Origin of the sequence: Saccharospirillum alexandrii, from assembly GCF_004000275.1 — a bacterium.
Classification (GTDB): domain Bacteria; phylum Pseudomonadota; class Gammaproteobacteria; order Pseudomonadales; family Natronospirillaceae; genus Saccharospirillum; species Saccharospirillum alexandrii.
In genome coordinates this window covers 57,975-75,136 of record NZ_RCIP01000004.1, presented here as the reverse complement: position 1 = coordinate 75,136, position 17,162 = coordinate 57,975, and the positions used below count along the sequence as shown (strand labels likewise).

16 protein-coding genes are annotated in these 17,162 nt (G+C 58.2%); 8 read left to right on the top strand and 8 right to left on the bottom strand.

What is annotated here, in order from left to right:
- The first annotated feature begins 2 nt into the window (after positions 1-2).
- From ectB to EP166_RS16150, 4 genes are all read left to right on the top strand, one after another.
- Positions 3-1,280 (top strand): diaminobutyrate--2-oxoglutarate transaminase, encoded by a 1,278-nt coding sequence (gene ectB / locus EP166_RS16165; protein WP_127558992.1) that lies wholly within the window; start codon positions 3-5, stop codon positions 1,278-1,280.
- A 72-nt stretch (positions 1,281-1,352) separates the two neighbouring features.
- Positions 1,353-1,751, top strand: coding sequence for an ectoine synthase (locus EP166_RS16160; protein ID WP_127558990.1), 399 nt, complete (start codon positions 1,353-1,355; stop codon positions 1,749-1,751).
- A 232-nt stretch (positions 1,752-1,983) separates the two neighbouring features.
- Complete coding sequence (locus EP166_RS16155) at positions 1,984-3,420, top strand: aspartate kinase (RefSeq protein WP_127558988.1); 1,437 nt, start codon at positions 1,984-1,986, stop codon at positions 3,418-3,420.
- Entirely contained in the window at positions 3,408-4,316 is a 909-nt protein-coding gene (locus EP166_RS16150; protein WP_127558987.1) for a tetratricopeptide repeat protein, read from the top strand. The genes EP166_RS16155 and EP166_RS16150 overlap by 13 nt, the downstream gene beginning before the upstream one ends.
- Here the strand turns inward: EP166_RS16150 and EP166_RS16145 are convergent.
- Positions 4,313-5,269 (bottom strand): sensor domain-containing diguanylate cyclase, encoded by a 957-nt coding sequence (locus tag EP166_RS16145; protein WP_127558985.1) that lies wholly within the window; start codon positions 5,267-5,269, stop codon positions 4,313-4,315. The genes EP166_RS16150 and EP166_RS16145 overlap by 4 nt on opposite strands.
- Before the next feature lie 215 nt (positions 5,270-5,484).
- Here EP166_RS16145 and EP166_RS16140 point away from each other — a divergent pair, with 215 nt between their 5' ends.
- Positions 5,485-6,453 (top strand): porin, encoded by a 969-nt coding sequence (locus EP166_RS16140; protein WP_127558983.1) that lies wholly within the window; start codon positions 5,485-5,487, stop codon positions 6,451-6,453.
- Between the two features lie 74 nt (positions 6,454-6,527).
- Here EP166_RS16140 and slmA read toward each other — a convergent pair whose 3' ends face one another.
- The 5 genes from slmA to coaBC all read right to left on the bottom strand — a co-directional run bounded on the left by slmA (position 6,528) and on the right by coaBC (position 12,641).
- The gene (gene slmA, locus EP166_RS16135) at positions 6,528-7,127 is read right to left on the bottom strand and encodes a nucleoid occlusion factor SlmA (RefSeq protein WP_127558981.1); all 600 of its coding nucleotides are present in this window, start codon (positions 7,125-7,127) and stop codon (positions 6,528-6,530) included.
- Positions 7,124-8,056, bottom strand: a complete 933-nt coding sequence (gene argB / locus EP166_RS16130) for an acetylglutamate kinase (RefSeq protein WP_127558979.1) — start codon at positions 8,054-8,056, stop codon at positions 7,124-7,126. Before argB ends, slmA begins: the two co-directional genes overlap by 4 nt.
- Positions 8,057-8,211: 155 nt before the next feature.
- Complete coding sequence (locus EP166_RS21650) at positions 8,212-10,791, bottom strand: phosphomannomutase/phosphoglucomutase (protein ID WP_127558977.1); 2,580 nt, start codon at positions 10,789-10,791, stop codon at positions 8,212-8,214.
- A 150-nt stretch (positions 10,792-10,941) separates the two neighbouring features.
- The gene (gene dut, locus EP166_RS16120; protein WP_127558975.1) at positions 10,942-11,400 is read right to left on the bottom strand and encodes a dUTP diphosphatase; all 459 of its coding nucleotides are present in this window, start codon (positions 11,398-11,400) and stop codon (positions 10,942-10,944) included.
- Between the two features lie 44 nt (positions 11,401-11,444).
- A complete protein-coding gene (coaBC, locus tag EP166_RS16115; protein ID WP_127559529.1) occupies positions 11,445-12,641 on the bottom strand; it encodes a bifunctional phosphopantothenoylcysteine decarboxylase/phosphopantothenate--cysteine ligase CoaBC in 1,197 nt (398 codons plus the stop codon).
- A 157-nt stretch (positions 12,642-12,798) separates the two neighbouring features.
- Between coaBC and radC the strand changes: the two genes are divergently transcribed.
- From radC to rpmG, 3 genes are all read left to right on the top strand, one after another.
- A complete protein-coding gene (gene radC, locus EP166_RS16110) occupies positions 12,799-13,473 on the top strand; it encodes a RadC family protein (RefSeq protein ID WP_127558973.1) in 675 nt (224 codons plus the stop codon).
- A 429-nt stretch (positions 13,474-13,902) separates the two neighbouring features.
- A complete protein-coding gene (rpmB, locus tag EP166_RS16105; protein WP_028670254.1) occupies positions 13,903-14,139 on the top strand; it encodes a 50S ribosomal protein L28 in 237 nt (78 codons plus the stop codon).
- Positions 14,140-14,150: 11 nt separating this feature from the next.
- A complete protein-coding gene (gene rpmG / locus EP166_RS16100) occupies positions 14,151-14,306 on the top strand; it encodes a 50S ribosomal protein L33 (protein ID WP_127558971.1) in 156 nt (51 codons plus the stop codon).
- Between the two features lie 70 nt (positions 14,307-14,376).
- On the opposite strand, the gene EP166_RS16095 is transcribed toward rpmG, so the two are convergent.
- Positions 14,377-14,943 carry an ATP-dependent Clp protease proteolytic subunit gene (locus EP166_RS16095; protein ID WP_127558969.1) on the bottom strand — a complete coding sequence of 189 codons (567 nt, stop codon included), beginning with the start codon at positions 14,941-14,943 and terminating at the stop codon, positions 14,377-14,379.
- A 293-nt stretch (positions 14,944-15,236) separates the two neighbouring features.
- Positions 15,237-17,138 carry an ABC-F family ATP-binding cassette domain-containing protein gene (locus EP166_RS16090; protein ID WP_127558967.1) on the bottom strand — a complete coding sequence of 634 codons (1,902 nt, stop codon included), beginning with the start codon at positions 17,136-17,138 and terminating at the stop codon, positions 15,237-15,239.
- Positions 17,139-17,162 lie beyond the last annotated feature (24 nt).

The following is a 17,162-nucleotide window of genomic DNA, read 5'->3' as shown; positions in this document are numbered from 1 at the left end:
ACATGGATATTTTTAACCAGGTTGAATCACAAGTTCGTTCGTATTGCCGGTCATTCCCCACCGTGTTCACCACGGCCAAGAATGCCCGCCTGACCAACCGCGACGGCCAGTCCTACATCGATTTTCTGGCCGGTGCCGGTACCTTGAACTACGGCCACAACAACGATCTGCTGAAAAAACCGCTGATCGACTACATTGCCAGCGACGGCGTCACCCACGGGCTCGACATGTACACCGATGCCAAAGAGCGCTTTCTGCAGGCATTCAAGGACATCATCATGGAACCGCGTGGCATGAACTATAAGGTTCAGTTTACCGGCCCAACCGGGACCAACGCGGTTGAAGTGGCGTTGAAAATTGCCCGTAAGGCCAAAGGCCGTGCCGGTATTGTCTCGTTCACCAACGGCTATCACGGCTGCACCCTGGGTGCCCAGGCGGTAACGGGTAACAAGGGTCAGCGTGGCGGTGCCGGTGTATCGCTGGGCGATGTAACGCGCATCCCTTATGACAACTACGGCCATGAAGGTGATGATTTCATGGGCCTGAAATTGCTCGACCAGATGCTGACCGACCCGGGCAGCGGCGTTGAAGTACCGGCTGCCGTCATTGTCGAAACCGTTCAGGGCGAAGGTGGCCTGAACGCCGCTCGCATGGACTGGCTGCAGGAGCTGGAAAGCCTGTGCCGCAAGCACGACATGCTGTTTATTATTGATGACATTCAGGCCGGTTGTGGCCGCACCGGCACCTTCTTCAGCTTTGAACCGGCGGGCGTGAAGCCAGACATCGTTACTCTGTCCAAGTCACTATCAGGCTATGGTCTGCCGTTTGCGGTGACCCTGATGCGTCCGGAACTGGACCAGTGGGAACCCGGTGAGCACAACGGTACCTTCCGCGGCAACAACCTGGCCTTTGTAACCGCCCGGGTCGCACTGGAAGAGTACTGGAAAGACAACGCCTTCGAAGGCGAAATCGCCAAGCGCGCCGACATCCTTGAGAAACGCTTTACTGACATCATTAAACGCTTCGGTGAATCTGAAATGCACCTGAAAGGCCGTGGCATGATGCGCGGTATCGCGGTCGCCGATGGTGATATTGCCGGTGCGATCTGCAAAGAGGCCTTCGCCAAGGGCCTGATCGTTGAAACCAGTGGTCCATGGGATGAAGTCGTTAAATGCCTGTGCCCGCTGACCATACCGCTGGACGATCTGAACAAGGGTATCGACATTCTCGAGTCGGCTTTTGCCAAGGTATTGCCGGAAGCTCGCGCGAAAGCCAGCTAAGCCAGCGCTACCCACTCATTTGTTGCGGAAACACTCGCCTGCCTCACGGGCAGGCCCAAAGGAGAATTTTAGATGATTGTACGTACTCTGGAAGAATGCCGAAAATCCGACCGCCGTGTCGCCAGCGATACCTGGGAAAGCGTGCGCATGTCGCTGAAAGATGACGGCATGGGCTTCTCATTCCACATCACCACCATTTATGCCAACACCGAAACCCCGATTCACTACAAGAATCACCTGGAGTCGGTGTACTGCATTTCCGGTGAAGGGTCGATTCTCGACAAGGCCACCGGCATCGAACATGACATCAAGCCAGGAACGATCTACATTCTTGACAAGCATGACGATCACATCCTGAAGGCCAAAAAAGAACTGCAACTGGCCTGTGCCTTCAACCCGCCGTTGAATGGCAAGGAAACGCACGGCCCGGACGGTGCCTACCCGCTGGAAGCGGACGCCGTTACTGACTGAGGCGCAATAATCGAGAAGCCTGCCAACGAGCAGGCTTCCAAGACCGTTTTCGAGCACTGGGTGTCAGCAATCAGTGCCCGAAGTCGGTTTTAGGTTCGATCTAGGTCAGTTTTATTAGAGCGCTGCTGTCGGCGCGCAATCAATACAGTGTAATCAGAGTCAGCCAGACCAGCCGCGGCAGGACACGCCGCATGCAGACCGGTCTGGTGAGAGCTCAGGAGGTTTTAGGTTAATGGCACAGCATACTGTCGAGAAAATCGGTGGGACATCGATGAACGACTACGTCGCAGTGCGCGATAATATTGTACAAATTCACCGCGACCCGGAAACGCTTTATCAGCGCATCTTTGTGGTATCTGCCTATGGCGGCATCACCAATCTGCTGCTGGAGCATAAAAAGAGCAAGGAACCCGGTGTTTACGCCCTGTTCGCGAACGATGACTCCGACTGGGAGTGGAGCGAACGCCTGACCGATGCGGCCAAGGCCATGCGTGAAGTGAATGCCCGCATGTTTGAAATGCCGCACTCACGCAAACAGGCCGACCAGTTCATCACCGAGCGCATGGAAGGCATTCGCAGCTGTTTGCTCGATTTGCAGAGGGTGTGTTCATTCGGTCATTTCCAGATCGAAGAGCACCTGGCCACCGTGCGCGAAATGCTGGCCGGTGTCGGTGAGGCGCACAGCGCCTTTAACACCGCCTTGTTGCTGCAGGCCGAAGGCATCAATGCCCGCTTTGTCGATCTGACGGGCTGGCGAGAGCCGGACAACCTGATGATGGATGAGAAAATCCATAAGACCTTCAGCCGCTTTGACCTGAGCCAGGAAATGCCGATCGTGACTGGCTACACCCAGTGCAAGGAAGGCCTGATGAAGACCTTTGACCGGGGCTACAGCGAGATTACCTTCAGCAAGGTCGCCGAACTGACCGACGCCCGCGAAGCCGTGATCCACAAGGAATACCATCTGTCGACGGCCGACCCGAAAGTCGTCGGTGCTGATAAGGTTATGCCCATCGGTCGTACCAACTACGACGTGGCTGACCAGCTGTCGCTGATCGGGATGGAAGCGATTCACCCGAAAGCGGCCAAGGGTCTGCGCCAGAAAGGCATTGCCTTGCGGGTCAAAAACACCTTTGAGCCGGATCACGACGGTACGCTGATCACCAACGATTACCGCAGTGAAAAGCCGTGCGTCGAAATTGTGGCTGGCAAGCCGCACATTTTTGCACTGGATGTGTTCGATCAGGACATGGTTGGCGAACCGAATCAGTTTCTCGAGATTCAGAAGCTGGTGCAGGATTTCGAAGTACCGATGCTGGCCAAAGAACACAACGCCAATACCGTCACCATGTATCTCGATACTGGCCTGAAGGTGATCAAGCGCATCAAGTCGCGCCTGGAGCGGTACTATCCCGGGGCCGACATTTCCAGCCGCAAGATCTCCATGGTCTCGGTTATTGGCAGTGACATGAACGTGCCGGGCATTCTGGCACGCATCAGTCAGTCGCTGGCAGACGACAATATCAGTGTGCTGGCCATACATCAGGGCATGCGACAGGTGGACATTCGTCTTGTAGTCGAGGACGATCAGTATGAGGCAGCGCTGAAGCTGCTTCACGAAACGCTGATCGAACCGACCAAACAGGACAAAAGCCAATGCGTAGCCTGACCGGGCTAGTTTCCCTGCTCATCATCTCAGTGCTGGCCCTGCCAGCCTGGGGTGAACCCGCTGACCGGCTGCCTTCGGCAGCCGATACCTACTCTGAAGACGACGTCGTCGAAGCCATCGAAGACCTCGACGAAGCGATGTACAACCCCTTTATCGAACGCTATCTGCTGGACGAAGTCCGTCAGCTGCGGCTCGATATGGCCAACTTCCGGGTCGAGTACTCCGACAAGCTGAACGCCAAGCAGTTGGAGCTGGCTACCCAGTCGGTCACCTACTCCATCGATACCGTCACCTACTTCTTTTACCTGATCGCCGGGGTTACCTCACTGCTGGTTGTGGTCGGCTACGCCAACATCCGCGACATCAAGGAAAAGGCCCATACCTACGCCGACCGCGAAGTCTCCAAGTTGGTGGCCTCCTACGAGAAGCGGCTGAAAGCACTGGAGCGTAATCTGAAGCAGAAGTCGCAGGTGATCGAGGAAAACCGCGAGGAGATCGAAAAAACCAACGAAATTCATTCGTTGTGGCTGCGCGCCAGCCAGGAAACCAACCCGCACAGCAAGATCCAGATCTACGATCAGATTCTGACACTGCGTCCGTTCGACACCGAGGCCCTGACCTATAAGGCCGACGCGGCATTGGAAATCGATGAAACCAAATGGGCGATCAACCTAAGCCAGCAAGCCCTCGACATCGATCCGGACCACGCCCACGCCTACTACCAAATGGCCTGTGCATACGCCCAGAGCGATGAGCCGACGGTGGCGATGGAGTTTCTGGAAAAGGCGATTAACCTGACACCGTCGTATCGCGACGAAGCGAAGACCGACGATTCGTTCAAGAGCCTGCGGCGCAATGCGGAGTTCAAGGCACTGACCACAGACTCGGCGATCTAAAGATCCCCACACACCTGGTTGCGGCCAGCGTATTTGGCCATGGCCAGGCGCTGGTCGGTCTTGAACACGAGCTGTTCCAGCGACAACCCCGGCTGCCATTCAATCACCCCAGCACTCAGCGTCAGAGAGCGTTTGATGCCCGGCACCCGGGTTTCACTGAAACGCCGGCGCAGGCGGTCGAGCGTGCTGATGCCAGCGTCGATGCCGGTTTCGGGCATGAGCACCATGAACTCTTCCTCGCCGTAACGGGCACTGATGTCGGCGTCACGCAGTTCGTCCTGAATCAGCTCGCCCAGGGTGCGCAGCACGGTGTCGGCCACGGCATGACCGTAGGTGTCGTTAACGCCTTTGAAGTGATCGAGGTCGATCAGCGCGATGCAGAAGCGGGAGCGGTAGCGCTTGGCGAGGGCATTCAACTGGCCGAGCTCATCGAGAATGTAGCGCCGGTTGAACAGGCCGGTTAGCGAATCCCGCGTACGGGCCTGCTCCAGCGCTTGTTGCTGTTGCAGCACATCCTGCTGTAATCGTTGTTCAGCGCTGACGTCCTGAATGACGACCAGCACCTGTGCATCGGCCATCAGAGTGACGGGAATGGCGGTCAGGCGCAGCCAGTGGCGTTGGCCGTCGCGACGTACTGTCTGAATGCTCGACAGCGGCCGGTCTTCCTGCAGCGCCCGTGTCAGTATGCAGTCGTGCCCGGACGGGTCGGCATCGCTGCCGACTTCAAACAAATCGCCGGGCTGGGGCATTGGGTCGCCGGGCCTGGGCACAAAGCCGAAGAGGGTTTCCGCCAGTTGGTTATGCGACAGAATCCGTAACTGGCCATCCAGCAGCAGGAAGCCACTCTGGGTAGCGTCGAACACTTCGGTGTAGTGATGCACCAGGGTACTGAGGAACTGCGCGCGCTGGTCGGCATGAGGAAGTTGTTGATAGTGACTGATCCAGTTATCCATAGCAGCAGTTCAAGGTCGGAAGCGTGATGACAGTATAGCTAAATCAGCAGATTTCGCTGCTTTGACCTGCCTCTCAGAATCGGTCACTCTGAGCGCGTATGCTCAACAGGCAACCCAGACTCGACTCTCAGGCTACCCGTCAGTCGGCACTCGCTAACGTGGCGACTTTCATCCGGGTAATCCAGAGCCTGGCAATCAACCGATAAGGAGTCTTTATGAAAACGTTGTGGACAATCCCGGTTCTGGCGTTGGGTGTGGCATCTGCTACCCAGGCCGCGACCACGATTTACGGTTCGGCGAATGCCAATACCTATGTGAATAACAACGATGACGGCACCAGTCTGGGCATTGATGGTGGCTTGTCCCACTTTGGGTTTCGGGGTAACTCCGAAATAGATCCGTCGATCACGGCGGTCTTCGATGCCCGGCTTTATGCCGATATTGTTGAGGCTGGTGCACCTCAGGCCCTGCGCGGCCACGTGGGGCTGGAGGGCGAATTCGGCACGGTGCGTCTCTTTGGCGGACCGACACCGCTGACCAAGACCCAGTCTTATCTGAACCTGATGGATGAAGACCCCATCAATTTTTCGCTTATATTGGGCGATGGCATGCTAGCAACCGGTAACTTACCCACCGGTGCCAAGTTCGAAGGCTACAACACGGGCATTAACTTTACCTCAAACGACCTGGGCAATGGCCTGAGTTTCGATGGTGCGGTGCTGCCCGCCCAGAACCCCAATGGTGAGACGGGTATCTCACTGGCGGCAACCATGGCCCAGCAGGCGTTCAGTGTGTCCGGTGCGTTTGAAGTCAACGGTGCAAATACCAACACACAGTTGTTTCGCCTGGTGGGTGAGTACTATTTGAACGAAATCACCGTGGGTGGCTTGTTGCAATTTGCCGGTAACGGGGATCAGGATCTCAACGGCACCAGTTTTGTCGGTTTCGCTGAACTGCCGCTGGACATCACCCGCTGGCAGAATCGGCTGCGTTTAACGGGTGGGTATTCCGCTCAGGAAAACGATGCTGAAACCATTGACGAAACGCAGCTGATGTTTGCCGGTATGCATGAAATCCGGTTCTCGAACCAGGTGAGTGCCTACAACTTTGCCGAGGTGTTTCTGCCGGAAGAAAGCGAGGGGAATGCGACGCGGTTTGGAACCGGGTTACGGGTTCGGTTTTAAAAAACGAGCCGCTAACAGTGTGACGTGAGCGCACGAGAAGTGTCAGGTGCCGGTGGCACCTGACACGATCTGGTCTATTTGAAAATTGCCTGGGTCAGTACTCGCCATTGGGCGTCCCAGTCCTGAGTGGGAATTCGTTTGAACTCGCTGCGTACGAACTGATTGATGCGCCCTTCGGCAACGCTCAGAAGCAGGTTGGCGGTCTGGGTGGCGGTCATTTCGGTGCGCAGGCCTTCGCGCAGTTCGGCTTCACGCAGTATCTGTTTGATCTGGGTTTCCAGCCGGTCGAATACCTGGGCGACGCGGGAGCGCAGTCGCTCCACTTCACCCGCCAGGGCATCGCCGATCAGAATGCGGCACATGCCCGGGTTGCGTTCGGCGAAATGCAGCAGCAGCGTCAGTACGGCTTCGCATTGGGCCACGGCCCGGCTTTCTTCCTGCAGTATTCGGCTAACGCGGGAAAACAGCGTCTCTTCGATGAACTCGATCAGCCCTTCGAACATCTTTGCTTTGCTTGGAAAGTGGCGATACAGCGCCGCTTCCGACACACCGACGGCCTTGGCCAGGCGCGCGGTGGTGATGGTTTTGCCCGGGCTGCTTTCCAGCATGTGGGCCAGCGCCTGAAGAATCTGATCGCGACGCGACAAGCCTTCCTGGGTGTTACTTTCGGTCATGAGGGTTCCATCTGCGTCTGGTCGAGAATGTCGGCGTTGTTGGTGATCAGCGTGCCGACGCCCTCGTTCGAAAAGATTTCCAGCAACGTTGCGTGCGCTACCCGGCCGTCGATGATGTGTGCGCTGGTCACGCCGTTGTGAATCGCCTCGAGGGCGCACTGAATCTTCGGCAACATGCCGCCGTAGATGGTGCCATCCGCAATCAACGCATCTACCTGCTCGGTGCTCAGGCCGGTCAAAACCTGGCCTTCCTTGTTCTGCAGGCCACTGATGTTCGTCAGCAGTATCAGTTTTTCGGCGCCGAGCACTTCGGCCAGCTTGCCGGCGACGAGGTCGGCATTGATGTTGTAGGACGCCCCGTCTTTACCAACGCCAATGGGGGCGACGACGGGAATGTAGCCGCCTTCGGTCATCAGTTCGATCAGGCGGGTATCGACTTTATCCACCTCCCCGACGTGGCCGATGTCGATGATCTCCGACGTATCCAGGTCCGGCGTCTTGCGCGTGACCTTGAGCTTGCGGGCCTGAATGGTGTGTCCGTCCTTGCCGGTAATGCCAAAGGCCTTGCCGCCAGCCTGGTTGATCAGGTTGACGATGTCTTTGTTGACCAGGCCGCCGAGCACCATTTCAACCACGTCCATGGTTTCGCTGGTGGTGACGCGCATGCCGTTGACGAATGTGCTCTCGATATTCAGCTTGGTCAGCAACTCGCCAATTTGCGGGCCGCCGCCGTGCACCACCACCGGGTTAATGCCCACGGTTTTGAGCAACACGATGTCGCGGGCAAAGCTGGCTTTGAGTACGTCGTCAACCATGGCGTTGCCGCCGTATTTGATGACGACGGTGGCGCCCTGAAACTTCTGCAGGTACGGCAGGGCTTCGTGCAGGACGTTCACAAAGTTCAGGGCGGTTTTACGATCGAGCGGCATGATATGACCTACTGATGACTGTCTGCGCGGTGAAGACCGGAAAATGAAACCTGTCCGGGATGGACTGTGCCCGGCGTGGCAATAGCCGCCAGCCGGGCCCGCAAGGTTAACGCCGGGCTACCCGAGGTGCCCGGTGCTTTCCAGAAAACGCCGCATTAAAAGGGAATCTGTAACTGGCTGTCAACGGCTTGCAGCTGCGAGCGGAAGGCATCCTGAATGCGAGATATCGCCTGGTCGGTGTCGGCTTCGAACCGGCACACCAGTTTGGGCGAGGTATTGGAGGCACGAACCAGGCCCCAGCCATCCGGGAAATCGACGCGCAAACCATCGATGTCGGTAATGCGTCCGCCGGGAAAGGCGGCATTGCGCTGCAGCTGCTCGACGATGCGAAATTTGCGGTCGTCGGGTGCGGAGATGTTCATTTCCGGGGTGTTGATGTCTTCCGGGAAACTGCCAAACAATGCATCGAGGCTGTCGCTGCGGGCAGAGATAATCTCCAGCAGGCGGCAAGCCGTGTAGAGGGCATCGTCAAATCCGTACCAGCGTTCCTTGTAGAAGATGTGACCGCTCATTTCACCAGCAAGCAGCGCATTCACTTCTTTCATCTTGCGTTTGATGTGCGAGTGTCCGGTCTTCCACATCAGTGGCTTGCCGCCGTAGCCGACAATCAACCCCTGCAAGCGGCGGCTGCATTTGACGTCATAGATAACGGTCGCGCCCGGGTTGCGGGTAATGATGTCCTTGGCCAGCAACATCAGCAATCGGTCGGCCGGAATGATCTTGCCCGAGTTGGTCACCAGCCCGATGCGGTCGCCATCACCATCGAAGGCCAGGCCGATGTCGGCGCGTGTTTCGATGACCGTGCGTGCCAGATCCTGCAGGTTTTTCGGATCGCTCGGGTCCGGGTGGTGGTTCGGGAAGTTGCCATCGACGTCGCAATACAGGGGCAGAACGTGGCAACCGAGTGATTTGATCAGTTTGGGCGCGATGTTGCCAGCCACCCCGTTGCCGCAGTCGATAACCACCTTCAACGGTCGTGAAACCTTCACATCTTCGGTTACCCGATTGATGTAGCTGGGTGTGATCTCGCTGCTGGTGCTGCTGCCGTTACCGCTGTGGAAGCGTTCTTCTTCGATGCGCCGGTGCAGATTCAGAATGTCGTCGGTCGACAGGGTGTTGCCCGCCAGTACGATCTTGAAACCGTTATAGTTGCTGGGGTTATGGCTGCCGGTCACCATCACGCAAGAGGGCGTGCCCAGCGTGTGGGTGGCGTAATAGGCCAGTGGCGTGGGTACCACGCCGATATCGATGACATCGCGTCCGCTGGCAGTCAGCCCGGCGATCAGGGCTTTGCTCAGCTCCGGGCTCGACAGGCGACCGTCGCGCGCCACCACCACGGTTTGTTCGCCGCGGTCCAGCGCTTCGCTGCCAATGGCCAGGCCGATTTTGCGGGCGATGTCGCTGTCGAGGGTTTCGCCCATAATGCCGCGAATGTCATAAGCCCGGAAAATGTCGGCAGACACCGGCGAGCTGTGGCCCATTTGCATCGGTGCCGGAGAGTCCATACCCAGCAGGTCGTCGTCGCTTTCCAGCATGCTGACGTCGAAGTCGTCATCGGCTTCTTCGGCCACGGGCAACGGTGGCGGAGTCTGGGCATAGGGCTGGCCGCCCTGGGAGACCATGGCCGGTGCGCTGGGGCGCGTACCCTTGCCCATGCGCAAGCGGTTAACGCTTTTGGCCAGCGAGTTGAACAAGCCCAGCCGATAGGGTTGATTGTCGACCGACTGATTGCTCAGCACCCGCTGAATAAACCGGGCAAACAGATTCGCATCGTGCCGCATGGCGGCCTGCAACCGGCTGGCGGCGATCAGCATCGAGACGAGCGCGATGATGAAAATCAACCCAAAGGTGGCCCAGAGGTTGGTGGCAGCAAAGACCGTCGATTGCGCCAGCTCGTCCGAGGGCTGGAAGGTCAGTGTCCAGTTCGGGTTATCCGAACGCAGGGTGCGCACCGGGTTCGAGGTTTTTACGCCGTACGTCAGCAGCGTCTGCTGACTACTGCCCTGAAACTGTTGCACCACCACGACGTTGCCCTGAGTGCTGTCGATGCCGTTCAGGGATTGCTCCAGATAGGCCATGTCCTGGCTGACGCTGAGTGTGCCGATTAGGGTGCCCGTTGCGTTGCGTACCGCGATGACCGAGTGCAGGTAGGGTTCACCGTCGAGCTGGTGGGCCTCCCATGGCAGGCTCTGGCCCTGCTCGGTGCGTCTGATCATGTCCATGCCCGCGAACGCCAGCGGTGGCATGGCATTGGGTTGCTGGGATGCCTCGCCAAGCGGAAACAGATGCACCGCAAGACCGTACGGCAAGTTGTTGACCAGACGTGCTTCGGCGCTATCGAGTTCAGCCCGGCTGGCGTTTTGCAGCAGATCGATCAGCTGATCGCCACTGGCCAGGCGCTGCATCAGTGTGCGGTGCTGGTTCAGAACATTGTTGAAGTAGGCTTCGTACTGCTCACCAACCTGGCTGATCAACTGCTGCTGGTGAGTTTCGTTAACCGGGCCGATGGCCTGGTTAATAACCCACCAGGCCGAGGCCCCGATCGACAGGGCAATAGCCAGCATTGGCACCATCAGATAGGTGAACACACTGCGATTGGCCGCATTGCCTGTGGTGCTCGGAGTCGACTTCTCACTGGCCTTGGGTTTGTTCTTCTTGTTGCCGAGTAACGCCACAGACAATTCCTTAAAAGAGGGTGGTTGAATACATCGTGCTGCTGAGCAACCGGCCACCCCGTCGCACTGGCGGGTGCAGTGATTGCTCACTTCATTCAACTACTTTAGCCCAAGCTCAGTGACAGGTTAAGCCTTGTTGAACAATTCCGACTAATGTCGACCGGTGTGACCGAAACCACCGGCGCCCCGGTCGGTTTCCTCGAAACTGTCAACCCACTGAAAATCGGCCTGTACGACCGGTACCAGCACCAGTTGGGCGATGCGTTCGCCAGGCTCGATGGTGAACTCGGTGCTGCCCCGGTTCCAGCACGACACCATCAGCTCGCCCTGATAGTCGCTGTCGATCAGGCCCACCAGATTGCCCAGCACGATGCCATGTTTGTGACCGAGGCCCGAGCGAGGCAGGATCATGGCGGCGTAGGCCGGGTCTTCTACGTAGATGGCAAGCCCGGTACCGATCAGTTCGGTTTGGCCGGGCTGGAGCGTCAATGCCTCATCCAGACAGGCGCGCAGGTCGAGCCCGGCCGAGCCTTCGGTGCCGTAGTGCGGCAATGGCAGGGTGTCGCCCAGGCGGGCATCGAGTTTCTTGATCTTCAGCGGTTTCTTCATGGAGAGTCGAGGGTCCGGTGTTTGGGTTTAGAGGTCGGGTGGTGTCAGCTAATGGTTGCGATGATAAAGCGTGCCACCGCGCTTTTCGAGGCCGGCCCAAAGGCATCCTGACGATCAGCGCCAACCAGCAGTATTTCGTTCTGGTCGCTGCCGAAGGCGATGTCGGTGCGGGACACGTCGTTGGCCACCACCCAGTCGACCTGTTTGCGGGCGAGCTTGGCCCGGGCGTAGGCTTCCACATCCTGAGTCTCCGCCGCGAAGGCGACTACACAGACAGGCCGCTTGGCGTGGCTGGCCACGGTGGCGATGATGTCCGGGTTCTGAACCAGGTGCAGCGTCAGGTGTTCTGAGCCCGGGGTCTTTTTCATTTTCTGGGTGGCCGTTTCCGCAGGGCGGTAATCAGCGACAGCCGCCGTGCCGATAAACAGATCAACATCGCCCAGTTCACCGAGTGCGGCCTCATACATCTGTTGCGCGCTGATAACATCAATTCGGCTGACCCGGTCCGGTGTCGGCAGGTGCACGGGCCCGGCAATCAGGGTCACCCGGGCACCGGCCTCGGCCGCCGCTTGCGCCAGGGCGAAGCCCATCTTGCCGCTGCTGTGATTGCTCAGATAGCGCACCGGGTCCAGTGCTTCGCGGGTAGGGCCGGCGGTAATCACCACCCGCTTACCGGTCAGGCTGCCCCGATGAAACAACCCGCCGGCGAGTTCGGCCAGATTCTGGGGTTCGAGCATGCGGCCCGGGCCGACATCGCCACAGGCCTGCTGACCGGCATCGGGCCCGAACCAGGCGAGCGTCGGGTACAGCTGTTGCAATCGGGCCACATTGGCCTGGGTGGCGGCATTGAGCCACATTTTCTCGTTCATGGCCGGCGCCAGCGCACGCTGCGCCGTGGTCGCCAGCCAGAGGGTACTGAGCAGGTCGTGGCCCGAGCCCGCCGCCAGATGCGCAATGAAATCGGCGGTGGCTGGCGCAACAAGCAACAGATCGGCCCAGCGTGCCAGTTCAATATGGCCCATGCCCATTTCAGCGGCTTCATCGAGTAGTGAATGATGCACCGGGTTGCCGCTGAGTGCCTGTAGCGTGAGCGGCGTTATGAATTCCCGGGCCGCATCGGTCATCACCACCCGCACCTCGGCCTCAGCCCGAACCAGCTCGCGCACCAGTTCAGCCGCCTTGTAGGCGGCGATGCCGCCGGTAATGCCGACAATGATGCGCTTGCCAGCCAGCGTCTCCAGGTTCGGGGTTTGCATGCTCGTGCTCTGCCACTCAAAATAGAGGGCAAGAATACCATAAGGGATTGGTGTTCATCACAGCGGGGCGGGTGACAACCCGGTTGGCACTTCCGCTTCGAGACCGGCAGACAAGGGTGTCTGCCCGAAAAAGGACGCAACCATGTCAATCAAGGACTGGCCGGCTTCAGACCGGCCACGGGAAAAACTGCTGCAACGCGGGGCCAGCGCCCTGACCGATGCAGAACTACTGGCTATCTTCCTGCGTACCGGTTTACCCGGTGTCAGCGCGGTGGATCTGGCCCGCCAGCTACTGACCGACTACGGCAGCCTGGGCACCCTGCTGGCCGCAGATCAGGCCCGCTTTTGCCAGGGCAAGGGGCTGGGCTCGGCCAAGTTCGTGCAACTGCAGGCGGTGCTCGAAATGAGCCGGCGTTATTTACTGGATGACCTGAAAGCCTCGCCCTCACTCACCTCGCCGGCAGACACCCGCCAATATCTGCTGGCACAGATGCGCGGCCTGCCCCACGAGGTGTTCGCCTGCATCTGGCTCGATAATCAGCACCGGGTGCTGCAGTATGAACCCCTGTTCACGGGCACCATCGACGGCGCGGCGGTGTATCCGCGTGAGGTGGTGCGCACGGCCCTGAAGCATAATGCAGCGGCGGTGATACTGGCGCATAACCACCCCAGTGGTGTGGCCGAACCCAGCCAGGCTGACCGGCAGATCACCGACCGGCTGGTGGAATCACTGCGCGCCATTGATGTTCGGGTACTGGATCATATGGTGGTGGGTGCCGGGGTGGTGGTCAGTTTTGCCGAACGGGGCTGGATATAAGGTTAACTCAAATTTCGGAGGTTGGGTTTGTGTCGGTGCCAGGAGTCCGTGTCCGGCACCGGGTATGCTTATCTGGGTGGTGCGACACTCGACCGGCGTGGACCCATCCATGGGGTCTAGACTTCGGCATCCATGCCTCAGACTTCCCCAGATAGGCATACCCGGCACCTGACACTCAGTTGGTGGCGAACTCCGAAACTGGAGTTAATAGGCATTTCGCTCAATTATTCGCCGCTTTCTCTTGAGCTTGATGGCGTGTTCTGGTATAAATCGCGCCTCATTTTATCCGGGCCCCGGATCAAAAGTGCGGATCGGGGGTTAGGAGTCTGCAGTAAGGCAGGCTTCAGGGCGACCGAACCAATACATTTCGGGGGGTCGACCGGTTTTTGTTTAACCTCGGTGGCACCGAAGAATCGGAGGCGATTTATAATGTCCAGAGTTTGCCAAGTTACAGGTAAGCGTCCTGTAACCGGGAACAATGTTTCCCACTCACACGTCAAAACCAAGCGTCGGTTCCTGCCGAACCTGCACACTCACCGTTTTTGGGTTGAGGGTGAAAAGCGTTTTGTCAAACTGCGTGTCTCATCAAAGGGCATGCGCATCATCGACAAGAAGGGCATCGAGGCCGTACTGGCTGACGTTCGTGCCCGTGGCGACAAGATTTAAGGAGCCGAAGCATGCGTGACAAGATCAAGTTGGTATCCAGCGCTGGCACTGGCTACTTCTACACCACAGACAAGAACAAGCGTAATACACCCGACAAACTGGAATTCAAAAAGTTTGACCCGGTGGTTCGCAAGCACGTCATGTTCAAAGAAGCCAAGATCAAGTAAGACTGGACTGGCGAGACTGAACAAAAAAAGCCCGGCTCTGGCCGGGCTTTTTTGTGCCTGCAAGAAAGTGTCAGCTAATTTCTTTCGACGAGCGAACGACTTGGCTGACAATGCCGTACTCGATGGCTTCAGACGTGGTCAGCCAGCGATCGCGCTCGATGTCGGAGCGCACGCGTTCAATGGGTTGGCCGGTGGCGTTGGCGATGATTTGCGCCAGACGCTCACGCATGCGGATGATCTGCTCGGCCTGGATCGCAATGTCGCTGGCCTGGCCACCTACTCCGCCTGACGGCTGATGAATCAGGAAGCGGGTGTTGGGCAGGCAATAGCGGTCTTCTTTATCGGCCGCCAGAAAGATGTGCGTGCCAGCGCTGGCGACGTAGCCGGTGCCGATCACTTTGACCCGGGCATCGACGTACTGAATCATGTCGTGAATGGTATCGCCGGCTTCAACGTGGCCACCCTGGCTGTTGATGAACAAATGGATGTCCTCGTCGGACTCATCGGCCATGGCCAGTAGCTGACCAATAACCCGCTTGGCCATGGACTGGTTGATCTCCTCGCAAATAACCACCTTGCGGGATTTGATCAGTCGGTCGGCGACCGGGTCGAAACTGCGTTCTTCATCTTTTTTCATGGTGTTCTCCTAAAAGGTGTGTCCGGATTACACGGCTTGTCCGGGTCTTGAAAAAGCATCGGGTAGCGCTGAATTCGGATTCTAACCCCGGTCGATACTCAGTTTTATTCACAATTGGCCACTCTGCAAAGCTGCACGGGCAGCCCTGGCATTCTGACCGGTTTTCAAACCCTAATGCCTTGATTTTAATAGCGTTTAAGGCGTTGATTCATTTTTCACCCTGAGCTGCAAATGGCCATTGGCTGGGGCCTGGCGGCATCTGCCCAAGGCTTGTCCAGAGACTTACCCACAGATTATGTGGACAGTTCAGCCGCCTCTATTTGTTCCGACAGGGTTAACCATTGCTGTTCCAGGTCATCAACCTTCTGGCGGCCATCGGCCTGTGCCTGAAGGGTTGTCTGCAAGTTGGCTTTCTGGTCTTCCTGATACAAGGTGGTGTCGGCGAGCCGGGCTTCAAGCTCTGCCAGGTTGGCCTGGGCGATTTCGAGATCGCCTTCAACCTTTTTCAACTGTCGCAACAGCGGTTTGAGGCGTTCCCGCTCGGCGGCTTTTTGCTGGCGCTGGGCCTTTTTGTCGGCCGCTGATGATTCTTTATCGCTGGTGGTTGAGTGCCCTTGAAGTTTATCGGGTTGTTTCAGCAGGGTCTGGAAGTAGTCCTCAAGATCACCGCTGTACTCCGTAACCTGGCCACCATTGACCCACCAGAACGTATCGGCCGTGTTGTTCAGCAAATAGCGATCGTGCGATACCAGCACCACCGCACCATCGTATTGCTGCAGTGCAAAGTTCAGCGAATCCCGCACTTCCAGATCGAGGTGGTTGGTCGGTTCGTCGAGCAACAGTACGTTCGGTTTCTGCCAGGCGATCAGTGCCAGGGCAACCCGGGCTTTTTCACCACCGGAAAACTGGCCGACCGGTTCATCGGCGCGCTCGCCAGCGAAACCAAAGCGGCCGATAAAATTTCGGAAGGTCTGCTCGCGCACCGTCGGATCGAGCCGGCGCAAATGCTCCATGGGGCTGGCCTGGCTGTCGAGCGACTCCAACTGATGCTGGGCAAAATACCCAATGCGCAAATGCTGGCCGCGCACCATCTCTCCGCTCTGCGGCTGCAAAGTGCCTGCCAGCGCCTTGACCAGCGTAGACTTGCCGGCGCCGTTCAACCCAAGCAGACCGACGCGCATGCCCGGGTGCAGGGTCAGTTCAACGTTGCTGATCACGGTGCGGTCGCCATAGCCGAGGCTGACCTCGCTGAGGCTGAGTAGCGGGTCGGAGACTTTGTCGTAGCAGGGGATGGACAGGTCGTAGCCATTGTCGACATGCGCTGGTGCCGTGAGCGTCATTTTTTCCAGCATTTTTACCCGGCTCTGCGCCTGTTTGGCTTTGGTAGCCTTGGCTTTAAACCGATCGACAAAGGATTGAATTTCCACAACCCGAGCCTGCTGTTTCTCATACTGGGCCTGTTGCAACCGCAGCCGTTCACTGCGTTGGCGTTCGAACTGACTGTAGTTGCCGCGATAGAGTGTCAGCTGCTGTTGTTCAAGGCTGAGCACCTGGGTAGCCACGCCGTCCATGAAGTCCCGGTCGTGGGAAATCAGCAGTAGCGTTCCCGGGTAACGTTGCAGCCAGCGTTCGAGCCAGTAACAGGTGTGCAGGTCGAGGTGGTTGGTGGGTTCGTCGAGCAGCAACAGATCGGCCGGTGACATCAGCGCCCGGGCGAGGTTTAGTCGGACCCGCCAGCCGCCCGAGAAAGCGGAGACAGGCCGGGTGAAGTCGGTGACGACAAAGCCCAGCCCCATCAGCAATTGTTCGGCTTGCGACTGTTTTTCGAAGGCCTTGTAGGTGTCGAGCGCGCCGAGCGCATGGGCAACGCGGTCGTCATCGCCAGCGGCCTGGGCAGACGCCAGTTCTGCTTCCAGTTCACGCAGGTGGCCATCGCCATCCAGCACAAAATCGAGCGCCTGGCGATCGACGGCATCGACTTCCTGAGCCATGTGCGCGACACGCCAGTTGGCAGGTACCCGGGCGGTGCCGCCATCGAGGCTCTGGTCGCCTTGAAGCACCTGGAACAGGGTGGACTTGCCGCTGCCATTGGCACCGATCACGGCAATGCGTTCGCCGGGGTATAGGGTGGCGGAGGCGTTTTCCAGCAACGGCTTGCCACCGCGCTGCAGTTGAACGTTGGATAAGGTAATCATGGCGCGCAGTTTACCAATGCGCTG